This is a genomic window from Eubacterium ramulus ATCC 29099, assembly GCF_000469345.1.
Taxonomy (GTDB): domain Bacteria; phylum Bacillota; class Clostridia; order Lachnospirales; family Lachnospiraceae; genus Eubacterium_I; species Eubacterium_I ramulus.
The window spans coordinates 14,678-31,507 of sequence record NZ_KI271133.1 but is presented as its reverse complement, the minus strand read 5'-3'; the positions used below and the strand labels follow the sequence as shown (position 1 = coordinate 31,507).

General features: G+C 43.4%; 12 protein-coding genes. 8 read left to right on the top strand and 4 right to left on the bottom strand.

Annotated elements, in window-relative coordinates:
* Positions 1–80 precede the first annotated feature (80 nt).
* Positions 81–2,456 carry an endonuclease MutS2 gene (locus HMPREF0373_RS08700; RefSeq protein ID WP_044963592.1) on the bottom strand — a complete coding sequence of 792 codons (2,376 nt, stop codon included), beginning with the start codon at positions 2,454–2,456 and terminating at the stop codon, positions 81–83.
* Between the two features lie 201 nt (positions 2,457–2,657).
* On the opposite strand from HMPREF0373_RS08700, the gene HMPREF0373_RS08695 reads away from it, so the two are divergent.
* From HMPREF0373_RS08695 to rlmD, 3 genes are all read left to right on the top strand, one after another.
* Positions 2,658–3,917, top strand: a complete 1,260-nt coding sequence (locus HMPREF0373_RS08695) for a S1C family serine protease (RefSeq protein WP_044963623.1) — start codon at positions 2,658–2,660, stop codon at positions 3,915–3,917.
* 73 nt (positions 3,918–3,990) lie between these two features.
* Positions 3,991–4,935, top strand: a complete 945-nt coding sequence (locus HMPREF0373_RS08690) for a 3'-5' exoribonuclease YhaM family protein (RefSeq protein WP_021739320.1) — start codon at positions 3,991–3,993, stop codon at positions 4,933–4,935.
* Positions 4,936–4,937: 2 nt separating this feature from the next.
* Positions 4,938–6,314 carry a 23S rRNA (uracil(1939)-C(5))-methyltransferase RlmD gene (rlmD, locus tag HMPREF0373_RS08685; protein WP_021739319.1) on the top strand — a complete coding sequence of 459 codons (1,377 nt, stop codon included), beginning with the start codon at positions 4,938–4,940 and terminating at the stop codon, positions 6,312–6,314.
* A gap of 7 nt (positions 6,315–6,321) precedes the next feature.
* Here rlmD and HMPREF0373_RS08680 read toward each other — a convergent pair whose 3' ends face one another.
* Positions 6,322–7,140 carry a MerR family transcriptional regulator gene (locus HMPREF0373_RS08680; protein WP_021739318.1) on the bottom strand — a complete coding sequence of 273 codons (819 nt, stop codon included), beginning with the start codon at positions 7,138–7,140 and terminating at the stop codon, positions 6,322–6,324.
* Positions 7,141–7,224: 84 nt separating this feature from the next.
* On the opposite strand from HMPREF0373_RS08680, the gene HMPREF0373_RS08675 reads away from it, so the two are divergent.
* The gene (locus HMPREF0373_RS08675; protein WP_021739317.1) at positions 7,225–8,547 is read left to right on the top strand and encodes an MATE family efflux transporter; all 1,323 of its coding nucleotides are present in this window, start codon (positions 7,225–7,227) and stop codon (positions 8,545–8,547) included.
* A 155-nt stretch (positions 8,548–8,702) separates the two neighbouring features.
* The gene (gene buk / locus HMPREF0373_RS08670) at positions 8,703–9,773 is read left to right on the top strand and encodes a butyrate kinase (protein WP_021739316.1); all 1,071 of its coding nucleotides are present in this window, start codon (positions 8,703–8,705) and stop codon (positions 9,771–9,773) included.
* Between the two features lie 250 nt (positions 9,774–10,023).
* Here the strand turns inward: buk and HMPREF0373_RS08665 are convergent, their stop codons facing one another.
* Positions 10,024–11,286 (bottom strand): glycosyltransferase family 2 protein, encoded by a 1,263-nt coding sequence (locus tag HMPREF0373_RS08665; protein WP_044963589.1) that lies wholly within the window; start codon positions 11,284–11,286, stop codon positions 10,024–10,026.
* 270 nt (positions 11,287–11,556) lie between these two features.
* On the opposite strand from HMPREF0373_RS08665, the gene HMPREF0373_RS08660 reads away from it, so the two are divergent.
* The 3 genes from HMPREF0373_RS08660 to HMPREF0373_RS08650 all read left to right on the top strand — a co-directional run bounded on the left by HMPREF0373_RS08660 (position 11,557) and on the right by HMPREF0373_RS08650 (position 15,819).
* Positions 11,557–12,261, top strand: a complete 705-nt coding sequence (locus tag HMPREF0373_RS08660; protein ID WP_445013221.1) for a response regulator transcription factor — start codon at positions 11,557–11,559, stop codon at positions 12,259–12,261.
* A gap of 14 nt (positions 12,262–12,275) precedes the next feature.
* The gene (locus tag HMPREF0373_RS16055) at positions 12,276–14,999 is read left to right on the top strand and encodes a sensor histidine kinase (protein WP_021739313.1); all 2,724 of its coding nucleotides are present in this window, start codon (positions 12,276–12,278) and stop codon (positions 14,997–14,999) included.
* Between the two features lie 166 nt (positions 15,000–15,165).
* A complete protein-coding gene (locus HMPREF0373_RS08650; protein WP_044963586.1) occupies positions 15,166–15,819 on the top strand; it encodes a MerR family transcriptional regulator in 654 nt (217 codons plus the stop codon).
* 109 nt (positions 15,820–15,928) lie between these two features.
* Here HMPREF0373_RS08650 and ymfI read toward each other — a convergent pair whose 3' ends face one another.
* Positions 15,929–16,657 carry an elongation factor P 5-aminopentanone reductase gene (gene ymfI, locus HMPREF0373_RS08645; RefSeq protein ID WP_021739311.1) on the bottom strand — a complete coding sequence of 243 codons (729 nt, stop codon included), beginning with the start codon at positions 16,655–16,657 and terminating at the stop codon, positions 15,929–15,931.
* Positions 16,658–16,830: the final 173 nt, after the last annotated feature.

The following is a 16,830-nucleotide window of genomic DNA, read 5'->3' as shown; positions in this document are numbered from 1 at the left end:
GCACCAAGTCTCACGTGCGTTCGACTTGAATCATGCGGGCATGATTCGTATTTATACTTGCAATCCTCATGGCTCTGAAATTATTCAAACTCTGCAATAGTTACACCGGCATCCCCCTCACCAAATTCTCCAAGGTGGAATGCTTTGACGTATTTTTGGCGTTTTAAATGTCCCTGCACAGCTTTGCGCAGAGCACCGGTTCCTTTTCCGTGTACGATACGCACGGATTTCAGATGAGCGAGATACGCATCATCCAGATATTTATCCAATTCCATCAGTGCTTCGTCCACGGTTTTGCCAATCAGATTGATTTCCGGTGAGACAGATAGAGATTTGGACATCTTTAATTTGCCGGCACCGGTTTTGGTGTTGTGCACTGCCGGGGTAGCATCATCATTTACCAATATCAGGTCACGGATGTTAGTCTGGTATCGCAGGATGCCGGCCTGTACAAAGAGGTTTCCTTTTGCATCCGGAAGTGTGTGTACGGTACCTTTCAGATTCATGCTGAGAATTTTGACGGAATCTCCGAGACGCAGTTTTTTCGGTACATTATGGTTGATCTGCTCTTTCTTCTGGATAGAGGACTTGGATTGGGCTTTTGCCATTTTTTTCCGGATTTTCTCACGGTCCTTTTCCATGGCGGAGGCATCCATATGGGTTTTGCCGTATTTGTGGAAGTTGCGGATGGTTTCATCAGCCAGATCCTTGGCTTCTTTTAAAATAGCGGCGGCCTGTTGGTTGGCTTCCTGCAATACACGGTCGCGGCTGCGGTTTAAGCGCTCCTGTTTTTCTTCTAACTGTTTCTTTAGGGAAGCAGCTTCTTCTTTATAACGGTTGATTTCTGCCTGCTCTTTCTCTATGGTCAGACGGCTCTGCTCCAGATCAGCAATAACATCCTCAAAGTTTTCATTTTCTTTTGTGATCCGGGTCTTAGCATCTTCAATGAGATCTGCCGGAAGACCAATCTTGCTGGAAATCGCAAAGGCATTACTTTTTCCTGGAATACCAATGAGCAGCCGGTAAGTCGGGCTCAGAGTCTGAACGCTGAATTCGCAGCAGGCATTTTCTACGCCGGTTGTGGAGAGGGCATATAGCTTAATTTCACTGTAATGGGTAGTAGCCATAGTACGGATACCATCCTGACGCAGCCGGTCCAGGATCGAGATCGCCAGCGCAGCACCTTCATCCGGATCCGTTCCGGCACAGAGCTCGTCGAAGAGCACCAGGGACTGAGGCGTCGCATGTTTCAAAATGGAAACGATGTTGGTCATATGGGAGGAGAAGGTACTGAGACTCTGCTCGATACTCTGCTCATCACCGATGTCCGCATAGACATCATCAAAAATAGCCAGTTCGGATCGATCTTTTGCCGGAATATGCAGACCAGCCTGTCCCATCAGGGTGAACAGGCCAACCGTTTTCAGGGAGACTGTCTTACCACCTGTGTTCGGTCCGGTGATGATCAGCAGGTGGAAGGTATCTCCCAGATGCACATCGATGGGAACGACTTTTTTGGGATCCAGAAGTGGGTGACGTCCCTGCCGGATGTGGATGCGTCCTTCTGTATTAAAAATCGGTGCCATACCGTTCTGGATTTTTGCCAGGTTTGCTTTTGCAAAAATAAAATCGAGGTCAGCGAGGATCCGGTAATTATCCAACAGGTATGCGGCATACTGTGCAGTCAGATTACTGAGTTCTGCCAGAACTGCTTCAATGGCTTCCTGTTCTTTTAAAAATGCCTCCTTCAGGTCATTGTTTAATTTTACGACAGACATCGGTTCGATAAACAGTGTGGAACCGGTGGAGGACTGATCGTGGATCATACCAGGAACCTGTCCTTTGTATTCCGCCTTGACCGGCAGACAGTAACGTCCGTTTCGCATGGTGATGACTGCATCCTGCAAATAAGACCGTGTGGTGGAACTGTTTAACAGGTTATTCATGGCACCATGGATTTTATCATTAATATTACGGATGGTGCGGCGGACACTGTGAAGTGCCGGGCTGGCATCGTCACTGATCTCATCCTCTGCCAGAATGCAGCGGCGGATTTCCTCAAGCAACGGTGTCAGCGGTTCCAGTCCCGCAAAAAGTACATCCAGGGAGTCAGCCGGCAGATCGTCGCGGTTTTCTCTGGAATAGGCTTTTGCACGCCTGGTGATCTCCAATAAGGTACAGATAGAGAGTAGTTCTGCTGCATTTAAACAGCCGCCAATCTCCAGTCGTTTCATCTGAAAGCCCGGATCTTTTAATCCACCGAAGGAAATATTTCCTTTGCGGTAAATGCGGGACAGAGCATCTGCTGTCTGAGCCTGCGCATCCGTGATCAGTTGCTTATCTGTCATCGGAACCAGTTCCAGACATCGTTTTTTTCCGGCATCTGAAGTCGCCTGCTCTGCAAGCAGCTGAATGATTTTGTCATATTCTAAAACTTTTAAAGCTTTTTGATTCATAAACTCCTCCATGTTATAACGGTATATTCCTGTATCGGAACAGTTCCATTTTAACGCATAATGAAAGAAGTGAAAAGTGAAAGTTCTATTAAAACTTTTCAGTTGCATAAGAATTACAGAAAACGTATAATAAGTGCAGGCGAGTTTGAAATATCTGACTTGAAGTTACCAAAAGAAACAGGTGCGGAGAGGTGCTTTGCAGTGGATAAAAAGAAACAGGAAGAATATCATTTTGTAAAAGAGCATATTAAGAAAATACCTATTGACCGGAAAAAACTGCGTACACGGCTGTTTGGAACGATTTTACTGGCCGTTCTGTTTGGCGTGGTGGCAGCAGCGGTATTTGCAGCACTCAGACCAGTATTTGACAATCTGCTTTACCGGAAGGACAATACTGTGGTGATTTCCGGAGAGGATGAAATTTCGGAAGAAACACCGGAAGAAAACGCACCGGTCTATATTACGGAAACGCAGCTCATGGAACCGGAGGATTACCAGGTGTTGCAGAACAAATTATATGCCATTGGCCGGGAAGCGAATAAATCCGTAGTAGCAGTCCGGGGAATCGGAGAGGCTACAGACTGGTTTGATAATGCCTATGAAACAGAGAGTCAGGGAACCGGCATTATTGTAGCGGACACCGGTGATGAGTATCTGGTGGTGACGGAGAAGAAAGTAATCTCAGATGCCAGTCAGGTAGAGGTGACCTTTTACAATAACGATACCGCTTCCGCGGTACTGCAGGCTTATGACGAAAATACAGGGATTGCCATGTTGTGTGTGGAAAAACGGCAGCTGTCAGCAGATACCACTGATCAGGTGGCAGCTGCGACACTCAGCAGTTTTTCTGCATTGTCTCAGGGAACCATTGTGATCGCCATCGGCAGTCCGCTGGGGGAACCATTTTCCATTCTGACCGGAAATGTCACATCCAGCAGTTATGAGGTGTCCACCGTGGACGCGAACTATAAGGTGATTTCCACTGATATCAATGCCAGCGATGCAGGAAGCGGTGCGCTGATCAATCTGAAGGGTGAAGTGGTTGGACTGATGCTACAAAGTTACAGCACGCGGGAGGCACAGAGTACGGTGACTGCTATCAGCATTTCTCAGATCAGCAAACTTTTGGAAAAAATGTCAAACGGAGAATCACCGGCTTATCTTGGGTTGGAAATCTGTACGGTGACAGCGGAGATCGCAAAATCGAATGAACTTCCGAAGGGCATATATATCAAACAGGTGTCTCCTGATTCACCGGCAATGCAGGCCGGCATTCAGGTGGGAGACGTGCTGACCAAGATTGACAATAAGGAGATTCTGACTGCAGAACAGTATGAGGACTGTATTATGAATGCAAAGGACGGACAGCAGAGTACCGTCACCGTCAAACGGATGGGTGCAGATGGGAAATATCAGGATCTGCGTTTCAAAGTTGTATTTGGTACGCTGCAGGAAAATTAGCAGACGGAATAGTAAATAGCAATCGTATAGATTTTAGTTAGAAAGGATACCCATAGTGGGGATTGTGAGGAAAATGAGATTTATTGAAACATTACGTGAAGGCGAGAGAATCAGTGAGGTATATTTGTGCAGACACAAACAGACTGCTATGACAAAAGCAGGAAAGCCGTATGATTCGCTGACACTTCAGGATAAAACAGGTACACTGGACGCAAAAATCTGGGATGTATCTTCTAATGGTATCGAGGAGTTTGATTCTCTGGATTATATTTATGTCATGGGTGACGTGACCAGTTTTCAGGGTTCTCTGCAGCTGAATGTGAAACGAGTAAAAAAAATGGCAGAAAGTGATGTGAATCCGGCAGATTATCTGCCGGTCAGCGAGTATAATATTGAGGAGATGTATCAGAAACTTCTGGCATATATCGATCAGATGAAACATCCATATCTCAAGCAGCTGGCAGAATCATTTTTCAAGGATGCGGACTTTGCAAAACGTTTTCAGTTCCATTCCGCGGCAAAAAGTGTGCACCATGGATTTGTAGGCGGACTGTTGGAGCATACATTGCATGTGACACAGATCTGTGATTTTTTCTGCAATCTGTATCCTATGCTGAACCGTGATCTGCTGCTGACCGCAGCCATGTTCCATGACGTTGGAAAATTATCCGAACTGTCCACTTTCCCGGCAAATGATTACACGGATGACGGACAGTTACTTGGTCATATTATGATCGGAGCAATGGAAGTTCAGAAACATATCGATCAGATTGCAGGTTTCCCCAAGCGGACAGCATCTGAGCTGATACATTGTATCCTGGCGCATCATGGGGAACTGGAATATGGTTCACCGAAAAAACCGGCTCTGGCAGAAGCTATCGCACTGAGTTTTGCGGATAATTCCGATGCAAAACTGGAAACTATGCGGGAAGCACTTTCCAACATTCCGGAGAACAGCCTGGAGTGGCAGGGCTTCAACCGCTTCCTGGATTCCAACATCAGAAGAACAGGTAAGTAATTATGCAGAAGAATGATGAATTGATTTTGAAAATAGAAGATATGGGTGTGGACGGTGCCGGTATCGGAAAATCGGACGGCATGACTTTTTTTGTCAAAGATGCTGTTATCGGTGATGTGGTGCGGGCGAAGATTATCAAGTTAAAAAAGACGTATGGCTATGCCAGGCTGATGGAACTGTTGGAGGCATCGGCGGATCGTGTGGAACCGAATTGTCCGTATTACAGACAGTGTGGCGGGTGTCAGATTCAGGCATTGTCTTACGAAAAACAGTTAGAATTCAAAGAAAATAAGGTGCGTAATAATCTGGAACGCATCGGTGGATTTACGAAAATCCCGATGGAACCGATCGTTGGTATGGATGAGCCATACCATTATCGAAACAAAGCACAATTTCCGGTGGGAACGGATAAAGAAGGTCATATTGTTACCGGCTTTTATGCAGGAAGAACGCATACGATTATTCCAAATCGCGACTGTGCGCTCGGGCTTCCGGTAAACAGGGAAATTCTGGATATTGTCATTGATTTTATGGAAAAATATCATATTTCCGCATACGATGAGAAAACCGGAAAAGGACTGGTGCGCCATGTACTGATCCGATGTGGATTTTCCAGTCAGGAAAAGATGGTTTGCCTGATCATTAATGGAAAAAGTCTGCCACATGGGGAAAAACTGGTGGAAGCATTGCGAAAAATTGATGGTATGACAAGTGTTTCCCTTAATTGCAATACCGAGCGCACCAATGTGATTCTGGGTCACAAGACCATCGTGCTCTGGGGGCAGGAATATATCACAGATCAGATTGGAGATATTTCTTATGAAATTTCACCAGTATCCTTTTATCAGGTCAATCCGGTGCAGACGGAGAAGTTGTACGGACTGGCACTGGAATATGCAGATCTGCACGGGGAAGAGACCGTGTGGGATCTGTATTGCGGTATCGGAACAATCTCCCTGTTCCTGGCTCAGAAAGCGAAACAGGTGTATGGCGTGGAGATTATTCCACAGGCCATTGAAAATGCGAAGCGCAATGCTGTAAAGAATGGCATCGAAAATGCAGAATTTTTCGTCGGAAAATCAGAGGAAGTGCTGCCGGAGTTTTATGAAAAAGAAGCGGCAGCAGGTCGGAAGGCGTATGCGGATGTTATTGTGGTGGATCCGCCGAGAAAAGGATGCGATGAAAAATTACTGGATACTATTGTGAAGATGGCACCGGACCGGGTGGTCTATGTCAGTTGTGATTCCGCGACGCTGGCCCGGGATCTGAAGATACTGTGTGAGCAAGGGTATGAACTGAAACGTGTACGAGCGGTGGATCAGTTTTGCCATACCGTGCATACAGAAGCGGTGTGTTGTCTGCATCGGGTGAACATGTAGAAATTCCTTATCGCACGTAAAAAAAGATTTCTGTAATATACTCACGTTCATCTCCGGAGGAGATGTAATCATTGATGCAAAATTCATATGAGTCGGAAATAATGTTAAGATTCTGTTCTTTGCAATAGTCCAACAGTTTTTTATAAGAATAGTCCACAGACTGATACGTGCCGTAATGATAGATACTTACGGCACGTCCTTTTGGGAGTATCATAATATTTTTCACATTTTTTGTCTTTTCAATTGGCAGAAAAGCAATGTTTGCTTCGGTATATCGACCTTCTAAAATGTGCTTATATGGAACAATTACGCCCGTCTGAAAGAATATTGGAAGGGCGTCTTTGAGCGCCTGAGAAAAGCACTTCTTTGTAGCGATGCTTATTTCACTGAAAGAGTGTGGCGCATCTACTTCCGCATAGAGAAGGTAGTTGGGATTTATCTCTTTGATCGTAACCTCCTGGTTTCGGTCGCGCACTTCTTTTACATTTTCCATTTGCTCGCATCTGTGAGCAAGACGATTTCGAACCAATTGTAAATGTCTGATTTGCTGATCGAGTACGGTCAATTGTTTTCTCAATGCGATCAATGACGTATTGATCGTATACGTTTTCATATGTTCCTGGATCTCTCCAAGTGAAAATCCCATTTCTTTCATAATTAAAATTGTATCCAGATAGTCAATCTGACTCGCTTTATAATAGCGATATTTATTATCCGGATCTACATATGCCGGACGAAACAGTCCGATTTTATCATAGAAAATCAGTGTCTGCTTTGAGATATTCTGATATCTTGCAAGCTCACCGATGGAAAACATATCTTTCATATAAACCTCGCCTTGACACTATAGTTACTATATCCTTTATTGTATATTCATAGAAAGAAATTAGCAAGTAGGAGGCGTATAGAAATGAAATGTTTTGAAGAAAAAATGTCTTATCCACAATTTTTAAAATATCTTGTCCCGTCAGTGCTGACCATGATCTTTTTGTCTTTTTACACAACAATAGATGGATTTTTTGTATCCCGTTATGCCGGCTCGGATGCACTCGCAGGGATTAATATTGTGATTCCGATCACCTGCATTATTTTTGGAACGGCAGTCATGTTTGCAACGGGATCCGCCGCCATCATAGGTGAGAAGATGGGGCAAAAACGGGAGCAGGAGGCAAATGAGATTTTCACTTTTATCGCGATTGTACTGCTCATACTTTCCCTTGTATTTACAATCGGCGGTATCCTGTTTTTAAAACCGATCTGTATCTTCTTAGGAAGCAGTGAACGTTTGATGGAACATGTAATTCCGTACGCATTTGTGATATTTTTAGGAGCCGTTCCGATGTCATTTAAGCTGTTTTTCGAATATCTTGTGAGGACAGACGGGAGATCACAGATTGGAATGGTAATGTCCTTGGCAGGTCTTACTCTGAATGTTGTTTTCGACTATATTTTCGTAGTTGTATTTCGTATGGGGACGTTTGGAGCTGCGTGGGGAACATTTCTTTCCATTACAGTCAGCATGATAATTGGTTTGCTTTATTTTCTGAAGTACAGTCAGATCAGGTTCTGTAAGCCGAACGTAAATTGGAAAGTTCTTTTGAAATCCTGCACGAACGGAAGCAGTGAAATGCTGACGGAATTGTCTACCGGTATCACTACATTTTTATTTAACATTATTATTATGAAATACTTTGGGGAAGACGGAGTTGCGGCTGTGACGATCATCATGTACATTTATTATTTCTTTATTTCCTTTTATATGGGAATTGCCGTTGCAACAGCTCCGGTCGTCAGCTACAATTATGGAGCTCAAAATTACGGGAAAATTAAAGAAACAACGCGCTACAGTTTTATTACGATTGCCATCAGCTCCGTGTTGATCCTGGCAGTATCTTATATTTATGGAAAAGATATCATTCACTTATTTGTCGGGGATGGAAATGTGTTCTCACTGACCTGGGATGGGTTGAAGCTGTTCAGTACGGTTTTTGTGTTTATCGGTCTGAATGTATTTCTTTCCGGATATTTTACTGCACTGGGAAATGGATTTATTTCGGCAATAATCTCATTACTGCGTTCGTTGTTCCTTGTCGTTATATTTATACTGGTTCTTCCAAAACTGATCGGTGTGTCCGGTGTCTGGCTGACAATGCCGATGTCGGAAGCTGTGACAATTTTCATTGCAATTTACCTGTATCGGACATACGGAAAGCATTTCATGAAGGAAAAATAGGTATTCGATAAGATTTTTTGTTTTGATAAGTTTTTCTTATCGTGTACATAAAAAAGAAATTTAAAATCTTCAAAAATATATTGTGCAAGATATATAATACATGGTAATATAAGACATATAAGAGTACAAAATAAAAAAGCAGGAGGATTACGATAATGGAGAAATTGTTAATTTTAAATCCGGGTTCTACTTCTACCAAAATTGCTTATTATGAGGATGAGAAGCAGATTTTTGTGGAGAGCATTTCCCATTCCGCAGATGAGATCGCAAAATATGACCTGATCGTTGATCAGTATGAGTTCCGTAAAGATATGATCATGGAAGTTCTGAAAGAGAAAAATGTAAAACTGGAGGAACTGACCGGAATCGTTGCCCGTGGTGGTTTACTTCCGCCTCTTCAGGCAGGTGCTTACCGTGTAAACGACGATATGGTATGGCAGCTGAAAAATAAACCGGCGATGGAGCATGCTTCTAACCTTGGTGCTATTATTGCAGATGCAATCGCAAAACCACTGGGAATACCGGCTTTCATTTATGATGGTGTAACCGTTGATGAGATGATGCCGATTTTGAAGATCACAGGTTTGAAAGAACTCAGCAGAAAGGGGATCGGACACAACCTGAATACAAGAGCGGCAGCCATGAAATATGCCCGCGAGCATGGAAAAGAGTATAAAGACTGCAAGCTGATCGTGGTACATCTCGGTGGTGGCATTTCTATAACATTGCAGTATGGTGGAAAAGTGGCTGATATTATCAATGATGAGGATGGTCCATTTGCTCCGGAGCGTGCAGGGGGTCTTCCATCTCAGGATCTGATCAAATATTTCGGACAGAGTGGCATGACTGCAAAAGAGATGCTCAAGAAAATGAAGAGCCGTGGCGGTCTTGTAGCACATCTTGGTGTTAACGACAGTCGTGAAGTAGAGAAAATGATCGAGAATGGTGATGAGCATGCAAAACTGATCTATGATGCGATGGCATTAAACGTAGCCCGCAAGATTGGTGAGGAAGCTGCCACTGTCGCAGGTGATGTGGAAGCAATCATCCTGACAGGCGGAATTGCTTATTCTGAGTATTTCACAAGCGAAATAAAGAAAAATGCAGAGTGGATTGCACCGGTGATCGTATATCCGGGCGAGAACGAGATGGAATCTCTGGCACTTGGCGGACTTCGTGTGCTGCGTGGACAGGAAGAAGCACATGAGTTTGTAAAAACGGAGTAATCATAGTCTGCATACATCATATTTGAACGCAGGTCGCAAAGCGACTACGTTCATGAGCAAGTAGCGAAAGCGGATTGCGAATGTCCGCTTTATTTACCGGGAAATGGATTGCATTTTCCGGTAAATAAAAGGGAGTATTATTTATATAGAGCCGCCGTGGCAACGGTATTATCTGATTAGTACAGATAATACCGTTGCCACGGCGGCTTCTTTTATTGCGGCACGCTTTCTTGCCGGAAATCGTGACCAATCAGGATGCGATTGTGCGAATAGGAGTTTTTGTCACTCTGGAACCGTGCGCAATCGGTTTCCACTCTACTTTCTTGAACATTGCCATGAAAGCGATGGGAATATAAGTCAGCATATAGATCGGAAATGTGAACATATAGCCGATTTTTCTGTACCATGCCATATGGATATGTTTCCACTCAGTTAATGTGGTATAGATTCCAAGTACCAGCATTGCAGCAGAGGTATTGACCGTGAATTTTCCGACACAGAGCAGGGCAGATGTGAAATCCTGAGCGGTCAAAAGTGCCAGAATGGTCAGGGTAAGTCCTGCAAAAGTAGCTATCATAGTCAGAATAAAGGCCGGTAAATTGGACATCAGCATGTCAAAACAGGAGAAGCATCCTTTTTTGCCGACCTTTGATAATAGCTGTCGGCCGTACTTTTTATATACCTGAAAATAACCTTTTACCCAGCGCATACGCTGATGCCAGGATACGGAAAGTCTGGTCGGCTGCTCATCATAGAATTCTGCGCGCTCACAGTAACCAATTGTTACACCGTTTGCGATGCAGTCAGCGGTAAATTCAATATCTTCCGTTAACAGGAAGAAGTTCCATCCATCATTTTTCTCAATGAGTTCACGGGAAATCATATAGCCGGTGCCGGATACCATACAGCTGTTGCCGATACGCATTCTGCCGCGGTTTAAAAACTGTGCTTCATGTAAAAACCAGAGACCGTAACCATGGGAAATCCAGTTATCACCAAAGTTTTTGGAATTACGGTAGCTGGTGACGGCATCATATCCGTCATTGAAGGTCATATTCATTTCTTTTATGTAATTTTCATCCAGCAGATTATCTGCATCAAAGATAAAAAATCCGTCGTAATCTTCCAGATTATCACTGAGGGAAATCTGATCCAGCAGGTACTTTAAGGCATATCCTTTTCCAATCTGGACCCGGTTAAAACGTTCATATACATAGGCACCGTGTGCATAAGCAATTTCAGCAGTGGTATCGGTGCAGTTGTCCGCAACGACGTAAATATCCACCAGTTCGGACGGGTAATTCTGTGCGCGAATGCTGTCAAGCAGTCCACCCAGGACATTTTCTTCATTTCTTGCTGCAATCAGTACGGCGTAACGGTGCATCTGCAAAGGCTTGTGTGTTTTTTCTTTTTTAATATAAGGTGCAATCAGGTAGACAATCTGATAAGAAAAACATGCGATAAATGCAAATAAGATTGACCAGTTGATCACACGGGTGATAGTAACCAGCATAATTGTTTCCTCCCTGTACATTTTTTCGTTGTACCTAATATAGCAGGCAAATGTTAGGATTTATAATTACAATCATTAACAAATCATTAAGAAACCCTGTTGAAAATATAAAGACTTTATCCTTTTGGTTATCTTCATAAATCGTTAAGAATTTGGCGTGGTTTCCGGAAAGAATTGTCTGTTAAAGTGTCAGCATAAAGGAATTGCGGGAAACATTCCTTTTCGAATGCATGCAAATCGAGTATAATGGCGGGGAGGTGAAAAATTATGATAAATATTTTAGTATGTGATGATGACAAAGATATCGTAGATGCCATTGAAATCTATCTGGCCCCGGAAGGGTACCGGATCTTAAAAGCATATGATGGTATTCAGGCAATCGAGATGATGCGGAAAAATGATATACAGCTTTTGATCATGGATGTGATGATGCCGCGTATGGATGGTATCCGTGCAACCTTAAAGATTCGTGAAGAGTCCAATATCCCGATTATAATCCTTTCAGCCAAGACGGAGGATACGGATAAGATTTTCGGATTGAATGTAGGAGCCGATGATTATGTGACCAAACCATTTAATTCACTGGAGCTTGTGGCAAGAGTGAAATCACAGCTGCGTCGTTATACAAAGTTGGGGACAATGATGCAGGAACCGACGTCGAATGTTTATAAAACGGGTGGTCTGGAGATCAATGATGATATGAAACAGGTGACGGTCGATGGCATAGTTGTAGAAAAATTAACACCGATTCAATACAATATCCTTCTTTTCCTGACAAAAAATAAGGGAAGAGTATTTTCTATTGAACAGATTTATGAAAATATCTGGAATGAAGATGCCATCAATGCGGATAATACAGTGGCGGTGCATATCCGGCATATCCGGGAAAAAATCGAGATTAACCCTAAGGAACCACGTTATCTGAAAGTGGTATGGGGAATCGGCTATAAGATGGAGGATATTAAAGTCGAGTAGAACAGGAGATCCTTATGAAGAAAAAACATTTTTACAGCATGTGGGCAAAGACGCTGACAACGGCGGTTCTGCTGGTGGCTGGCGGACTGACTGCCGTCTGCGCCGGATGGTCCGTTCTGGGATTATATGAGGGCATGAATGTGCAGGAAATTATGAATCCGGTTTCTTATGTGGACAGCGAGCAGGCCCAACGCTATGTGCGACAGGAAGTATATAGTCAGCTGGACAACTTTGCATCTGAAAATAAGATTTTGAATGGAATAGCCTATAACGGTGATCTGACCGTAGATATTTCAAATTTAGATGGTGGCGTGAAGGCAGAAACTAAAGATCCGAATCTGGAATACAAATTGTCCGATCTGGATGCGTTTTATAATTCGGATGGTTATCCGTTCCTTCGCTGGCTGACTGAGACGAAACATGAGTATGTGTATGATGAATACGAAGAAAATGATGTCGTAGATTCCGAAGATGATGAATCATCTGTGGCTGCAACGGAAGCGCAAACAGAATCTGCTGTGGATGGTTCACAGCCGGTTAATATAGAGACAGTGGATATCAGTGACTGGATCAGTGAAAGTGATGATGGCGGTACCGCTGATAACAGACATCCGGAAGCATATGAGTCCTATCAGGTGAAATGTTATAACAATGGTGCGGATGTGTTGTATGGAAACGGACTTGAGATAGAGCAGAAGTTTATTAAGAATATCAACGGAATGACACTGGCAGAGTATGCCAGGACAAGTGATCAGATGAATCTGCTTTCGACTTATTACGACAATCTGCTGGATGCAGCCCGTCAGGTGCATGCACTGGTAGAGCAAAGCCAAAATATTGAAAAACAGTTTGCAAATACGAATGTATATGTATATTTGGTAAATGAAGAAGATGGCAGTGTATTTACCAATGTGCCGGCATGGAAAACGGAGCAGGCAATGTCTCTGACCCAGGTGGAAGAACAGTATCTGACAGAAAATTATTCTGCACCGGATCAGATCTTTTATCTGATGATCGATGAGGCAGCCGGAAAGGTTTCTACTCCGGTGCATTATATGAACGAAGAAATGAAAGAAATCGTCAGTGATGTCCTGGGAGACGGTAACTGGAAGATCTTTGTAGGGTTAGATACAAATTATCATTGTAAGACATCACCGTCTTATTTTGATTCCATGTTTTATGCATTTTATAAAAATACTTCCGAACAGCTCACATTTCAAGGTGCATCGGGAGAAAAGCAGATCAATGTGTTTGCTGCTATGTGGGTGTTCCTGGCTCTTGCAATCGTGATGCTGGTTCTGGTTGCACTGCAGACCGGACGGAAACCGGAGGATGATAAGATTCATCCGGTACTTATGGACAGATTTCCGATAGAACTTTTGATGCTTAAGGATATCATTCTGTGGACATTACTGGTGGTTTTATATGGAACCGGATTTGCTTGTGTCAGCCGTAACAGTAGTTATTATTACAGCATGCTGCCGCAGGTAACGGAAAATGTTATGGTAAGATGTGCCATTTGCGGAGTTCTGGTAGCCGCATTGTTTGCCTGGAATCTGAAGAGTTACGGCCGAAGAATCAAAGAGCGTAAACTTGGCGGAAGTATCATTGCAAGTATTGCGCATGCAATAAAAAGAACTGTGGATGCATCCAGAAAAACCATTCAGAATTCTTATCGTGCACAGAAAGCAAACAGACAGCTTCTGATCGCCTATATAGTATTGCTTGGCGTGCAGACGATTTTTATGTGGATCATCTGTGCATTCGGTTTTCATTATGCGGGCGGAATGGCATTTTTCTTCTTCCTTCTGATGATATTGTTTGATATTTTTGTATATCTGAAAATGTTGAAGAGCACCAGTGGAAAAGAAGCCATCAAGGACGGTATTCAACAGCTGGCAGCAGGTAATCTGGATTACCGTATCAATACCGAGCACATGTCGGGAGAAAATCTGGAACTGGCAGAAGAAATCAACAAAGTCCGTGATGGTGTGGAGAAAGCTGTGGATAATCAGATGAAGAGTGAACGTCTGAAAACAGACTTGATCACAAACGTGTCTCACGATATTAAGACACCGTTAACTTCCATTATCAACTATGTGGATATTCTGAAAAGAGAAAATATTCAGGATGAGCGGATTGCCGGTTACATTGAAATTTTAAACAGAAAGGCACTGCGTCTGAAACAGTTGACAGAGGATCTGGTGGAGGCTTCTAAAATCAGTTCCGGAAACATTACACTGACTATGCAGGAGATCAACCTGAAGCAGCTGGTCAAGCAGACAAACGGTGAATTTGAAGAAAAATTTGCCGCAAAAAATCTGAATCTGATCTGTGATCTGCCGGAGGAGCAGATGCTGATTCGGGCAGATGGCCGCCGGATGTTCCGCGTTATTGAAAATCTCTACAACAATGCAGCAAAATATGCGATGCCCGGAACGAGAGTTTATGTAACTGGAAGTGTGGAAGGCGATACCGTTGTATTTTCCATGAAAAATGTGTCCGAGAGTCCGTTAAACTTCAAAGCAGATGAACTGCTGGAGCGTTTTGTACGAGGAGATGTCTCACGAAGTACCGAGGGCAGCGGTCTGGGCCTTGAGATCGCCCGTAACCTGACAGTAATGCAGGACGGAACATTTGATCTGTACCTGGATGGGGATCTGTTTAAAGTAACGATCACATTTAAGAAGATCAGCAAAGCAGAGCCGGGACCGAAGAACAAACAGACAGAAGTATAACAAACATAGTATAGAAAGACTTGCATATTTTCTGTTCAGGATGTAAGGAACGTATAGGGATTTTCTTATTCTGTGAAATTATGTCGAAATTTTACGATGAGATTTTCTTGAGAACTGTCATGATTGTGCTACAATCATTGTAACAGTAATAAAGGAGGATTCTATCGTGAAAAAAGTACGATACATGATTTCAGATGCGGCGAATATGATGCAGGTAGAGTCGCATGTGTTACGTTACTGGGAAGAGGAACTGGAGCTGGATGTCCCCCGCAATGAGATGGGACACCGTTACTATACTGAAGAAAATATGCAGCAGTTTAGACAGATCAAGAAATGGAAGGAAGAAGGATATCAGCTGAAGGCCATTAAGATGATGCTTCACAATGAAAATCCGAATCTGGAAGAAGCGAAACAGCAGGAGCACACCACTACTATGTCCGGTGAGACAGAATCTGAGCCGGAAAAGGACGGACAGCAGATGCATGTTGCAGTTTCACATACCAATGCGGCACCTGCAGGGCTGACAAAGCTGGAGCAGTTTCAGTTGATGATGAACGATATCGTGCGAAATGCCATCGCAGAAAACAATCAGGCATTGGGACGGGCTGTATCTGAGCATGTCGGAGAGAAAGTGATCAAAGAGATGAATTATCTGATGCAGGAACAGGAGGAGCAGGAAGAAGAGCGGTTCCGGAAACTGGATGAAGCAATCCGCAGCAGACAGATGAGTCGAAAAGAAAAAAAGCAAAAAGAGAAATTGTCCAGAAGAAAGGAAAAAGCCGGGAAACGACACTTTAGGACAAAAGAAAGTACAGTTTAGAAAAGATAATTTTACTCTGCTTAAAACGAAAAATAGTGTAGCAGCAAAATCGGAGAATTTTTCCACATCCGGCGATTGTGGAGAAATTCTCCGATTTCGTTTTATATAATTACAGATATCCTCCATCGAAGGATATGATCTGTCCGGTGAGGTAGGACGGAGCATCGATGAGCTGCTGCACAAAGTCTGCCACCTCAGATGGTGCCGCAAATCTTCCGGCAGGGATTTCATTTTCCAGTTCTGACCGTTCTTCCGCATCGAAGCAGGCATTCATACGGGTATCGATGACACCGCAGGCGATGGCATTTACCTGGATATTGCTTGGGGCAAGTTCCTTGGCCAGTGCCTGTGTGAACAGGTTCAGTCCTCCTTTGCTGGCGGAGTAAGCCACTTCACAGGAAGCACCGGAGCATCCCCATATGGATGAAATATTGATGATCTTTCCCTGCTTGCGGGTGATCATATCCGGGATTGCGTATTTACTGCAGGAAAAAGCCGAAGTCAGATTGGTGTTCAGTACCTGATTCCATTCCTCGATGCTCATATCCTGAAGCAGGCCGATATGGGAAATACCGGCGTTGTTGATCAGAATATCGATGCTTTCACCCAGAGCACAGATTTCTTCAAACATGGCATGTACCTGTTTATGATCTGAGACATCATAAAAAAGCGGGGTACATGGAACATGATATGTTTCTGACAGTTTGACAGCATACTCATATAAGGTTTCCTTAGAAGAGCGGCAGTTTAAAAAGAGCCGCATACCGCAGGCGGCAAGTTTTTCGGCAATGGCTTTCCCGATTCCGTGGGAAGCACCGGTGATCAATATTGTTTTCATAAAAACCCCTTTGTTAAAAAAATAATCGTATCGATTTTTTATGATTTTGATGCCAGTTTATCATAGAAACAGTCGAATGTAAAATCATGGATGAATCAATACAAATGAGAGGTTATGATGTGCAAGTGAACGGTAGGTGCGCAAACGTTAAAATGATATAATTAGTCAAAAAA

Coding starts and splice junctions, on each gene's coding strand:
- HMPREF0373_RS08700 (WP_044963592.1), bottom strand. CDS start 2,456: ATGAATCAAAAAGCTTTAAAAGTTTTAGAATATGACAAAATCATTCAG.
- HMPREF0373_RS08690 (WP_021739320.1), top strand. CDS start 3,991: ATGAGATTTATTGAAACATTACGTGAAGGCGAGAGAATCAGTGAGGTA.
- rlmD (WP_021739319.1), top strand. CDS start 4,938: ATGCAGAAGAATGATGAATTGATTTTGAAAATAGAAGATATGGGTGTG.
- HMPREF0373_RS08680 (WP_021739318.1), bottom strand. CDS start 7,140: ATGAAAGATATGTTTTCCATCGGTGAGCTTGCAAGATATCAGAATATC.
- HMPREF0373_RS08675 (WP_021739317.1), top strand. CDS start 7,225: ATGAAATGTTTTGAAGAAAAAATGTCTTATCCACAATTTTTAAAATAT.
- buk (WP_021739316.1), top strand. CDS start 8,703: ATGGAGAAATTGTTAATTTTAAATCCGGGTTCTACTTCTACCAAAATT.
- HMPREF0373_RS08665 (WP_044963589.1), bottom strand. CDS start 11,286: ATGCTGGTTACTATCACCCGTGTGATCAACTGGTCAATCTTATTTGCA.
- HMPREF0373_RS16055 (WP_021739313.1), top strand. CDS start 12,276: ATGAAGAAAAAACATTTTTACAGCATGTGGGCAAAGACGCTGACAACG.
- ymfI (WP_021739311.1), bottom strand. CDS start 16,657: ATGAAAACAATATTGATCACCGGTGCTTCCCACGGAATCGGGAAAGCC.